The 3,049-nt window shown below is 71.9% G+C and carries 4 protein-coding genes; 2 read left to right on the top strand and 2 right to left on the bottom strand.

Annotated elements, in window-relative coordinates:
• The coding region (locus tag J7E97_RS35355) for a CapA family protein (RefSeq protein WP_215035768.1) at positions 1 to 1,014 on the bottom strand (1,014 nt) is incomplete at its 3' end.
• A 377-nt stretch (positions 1,015 to 1,391) separates the two neighbouring features.
• On the opposite strand from J7E97_RS35355, the gene J7E97_RS35350 reads away from it, so the two are divergent.
• Both J7E97_RS35350 and J7E97_RS35345 read left to right on the top strand, forming a co-directional pair.
• The gene (locus J7E97_RS35350; protein ID WP_215035766.1) at positions 1,392 to 1,931 is read left to right on the top strand and encodes a sigma-70 family RNA polymerase sigma factor; all 540 of its coding nucleotides are present in this window, start codon (positions 1,392 to 1,394) and stop codon (positions 1,929 to 1,931) included.
• Positions 1,932 to 2,114: 183 nt separating this feature from the next.
• Positions 2,115 to 2,615, top strand: coding sequence for a hypothetical protein (locus J7E97_RS35345; protein ID WP_215035764.1), 501 nt, complete (start codon positions 2,115 to 2,117; stop codon positions 2,613 to 2,615).
• Positions 2,616 to 2,619: 4 nt separating this feature from the next.
• Here J7E97_RS35345 and J7E97_RS35340 read toward each other — a convergent pair whose 3' ends face one another.
• Complete coding sequence (locus tag J7E97_RS35340) at positions 2,620 to 3,021, bottom strand: hypothetical protein (RefSeq protein ID WP_215035762.1); 402 nt, start codon at positions 3,019 to 3,021, stop codon at positions 2,620 to 2,622.
• Between the last annotated feature and the right edge of the window lie 28 nt (positions 3,022 to 3,049).

Here is a 3,049-nt window from a genome sequence, read left to right as displayed (position 1 = left end):
CCCGGGGGCGGCGGGCGGGGCGAAGGTGAACCGGCCGATGGATCCGTAGTTGCCGCGCATGTCCCGGGCGCCGGTGTGGTTGAACATCTCACCGGCGACCTGGTCGCCCATGCCGTAGATGATCCACGTCCCGTTGACCTTCTCGTACGCCTGGGGGACGTGGGCGTGCGTGCCCAGGATCATGTCCACGTCGGGGCGGCCGCCGGTCTGAGAGGCGGTGAGCGCCTTGCCGAGCGAGAGTTGCCTCTCGTCCGGTTCCGTCTCCCATTCGGTGCCCCAGTGGAGGCTGACGAGGACCACGTCCGCGCCCGCCTTCCGGGCGGCCCGCGCGTCCGCGATGATCTTCTCCTCCTCCATCAGGTTGACCGCCCAGGGCTGCCCGTCGGGCATCGGGTAGCCGTTGGTGTCGTAGGTGTAGGCGAGGTGCGCGACCTTCGCGGAGCCGGCCGCGTACATGGTCACGGCGCCCGCCTCGGCGGCCGTGCGGGCCGAGCCCGCGTGCTTCAGCCCGGCCGCGTCGAACTTGTCCAGCGTTCGCTTGAGCCCGGCGCGGCCGCCGTCGAGGGTGTGGTTCGAGGCGGTGGAGCAGCCGTCGTACCCGGCGTCCTTGAGGCCGTCGGCGACCTCGGGCGGTGACTGGAAGGCGGGGTAGCCGGTGAAGGGTCCGCCGTCCTCTCCGTAGATGGTCTCCATGTGGCAGAGGGCCAGGTCGGCGGCTGAGACGACCTGTTTGACGCCGGAGAACATCGGCCGGAAGTCGTAGCCGTCGCCGTCCGCGTCGGAGGCCGCCCGCCGGATGACCGACTCGTGGGGCAGGACGTCGCCGCTCGCGACGAGGGTGAAGCCCCTGGCGGCGGGGGCCGTGGTGGCGCCGGGAGCGCCGGACGGGGCCTGGGCGCCCGGGGAGCCGGCGAGGCGGGCCGGGGCGGGACCCCCGCCGGCCGTGCAGCCGGCCACGGCGGCCAGCACGACGGCGGACAGGAGGGCGAGGGCGTGGCGGGTGCGCGCGGTCATCTGTCCCGGCTCTCCTTGGGGTGATTCGGATCAATACGGATCAATCCGGATCCACATTGATCAATACGACAGAACGGCAGGACGACAGATTCGTATGACTATCTGATCTCCAGTCAATTCATAGACCAAGACGCCCGAAGTCAAGGACCGGATCCGTCGGCGGGCGGCGGACTCACCCCGATGGCCGCTCGGCGCGCCGTTCGACCGTTCACCGCCGCGCGCTGCCGCCCGCCGGACCGCCCGGACGCTTGGGCGCACCATCCCCGCCGGACGGTTCCCGGGCGGCTCCGTGCAGGTCAGGGTGGATCCGTCACCTCGAACAGACGTCGAACAATCACCCGAACGGAACCCTGAACACACCCCGGAAGGAGCCTCTCGTGCCCCTCGCTCCCACCCTCCGGCGCACGGAACCCGAGGCACTGGCCGAACTCCAGCGCGAACACGGACGGGCCCTGTTCGGTTTCCTGCTGGGCCTCACCGCCGGGGACGCGCAGCGCGCGGAAGACCTGGTCCAGGAAACCCTGCTACGGCTCTGGCAGCACCCGGAGGTCCTGGCCTCCGGGCACGATTCCTTGCGGCCCTGGCTGTTCACGGTGGCCCGGCGGCTCGCCATCGACGCCCGGCGGGCCCGCCTCTCGCGGCCCCTCGAGGTCGATCCGGAGGGGCTGGAGCACGCGGCGGCGCCGGGGGACGCGGTGGCGGGCTCGGTGACGGCCATCGACGTGCGCCGCGCCGTGGGGTCCCTGGGGCCGGAGCACCGGGAGGTGCTGATGCAGGTCTACTTCCAGGACCGCTCGGTGGCCGAGGCGGCGGCGGAGCTGGGCATTCCGGCGGGCACGGTCAAATCCCGCACGTACTACGCCCTGCGCGCCCTGCGGAAGGGCCTCCAGGGGTACGGATACGGGCTCGGCGCCTGAGGAACACGTCAAAGACTGGCCTGAACGCGCACGTATCGGACACGGACCGCATCGAAATCGGCAGCGGACCGTTCAAGTTCAGTAAACATCCCCCGCGCCGCGAGCCGCGCAAGGAAGGCTCTGGCCTGACGACGGGATGGTTCGACGCGTGCGGGAGAAGGTGGAACGGTGCAGCCCGAGGGTATGAACGGCACCAGTGACGGCGGACTGGCAGTACCGATGGCATGGCTCTACGCGGAGTACATCGCCGACGAACTGCTGCGCACGGGCCGGCTGATCCCGGTCAGCACCCTGGAGTTCCGCGCGGGGCGCGACACGCTCGCGCTGACGATCTACCTCTCGGACGCGGCCGGGGAGCTCTCCGGGATCCGGGTGGTCTCACAACTCGACGAGTGGATGTCCCTGACGGCGTACGGGCACCCGTGGCGCGACTGGGTCCACACCCGCTTCCTCGCGCTCGGCGAGGAGGCCCGCGAGCGCGGCCGCGGCGAGGACCCGGACCTCGAACTGGCCCGTGCGGCCTGGCGCTGGCTGGACCACACGGAGCTGTTCGCCACGAACCTCGACCCGGGCCGCCACGGCCACGCCGACACCCCGCCGGGCCTGGACGAGAACGCCCGCGTCTGGACACCGGCCTGGCAACTGGGCCTGCCGTTGGGACATTTGGCCATGCACCTGTTCTGAGCGGCTACCTGCGGCCCCGCGGTCCGGGGGCCTCGGCCGGATCGGTGACCAGGCCGGTGAAATCGGCCTCGTTGCGCTCGGCCCGGACCACGTACGTACGGGCGATGAACCACAGCACCGGGTACACGAGCACGCCGAGCGCCGGCCAGACCAGCGGCCCCGACGCGACGCGCGGGAGCAGGAACAGCAGCGGCAGCAGGCCCACCAGGAGCGCGAGCGCGGCCACCGCGAAGAGTCCGGCGCGCAGCTGGCTGCGCATGAGTGCCCGGACGTAGGTGGCGCCGAGGGTGGTCTGTTCGGAGATCTCGGAGCGGGCCGGGGTGTGCGCGGGCGCGCGGCGCACGCCGCGCGGGACGCCCGTGACGACCTCCCGCCGGGGCGGCTGCGAGCGCTGCTCCTGGGCCATGGGGCGGAGTCTAGTGCTGCTCCGCGGA

Origin of the sequence: Streptomyces sp. ISL-66 (genome assembly GCF_018614135.1) — a bacterium.
GTDB lineage: Bacteria > Actinomycetota > Actinomycetes > Streptomycetales > Streptomycetaceae > Streptomyces.
Note: the sequence above shows the minus strand (reverse complement) of the source record. Positions and strands in the feature narration are given on the sequence as shown.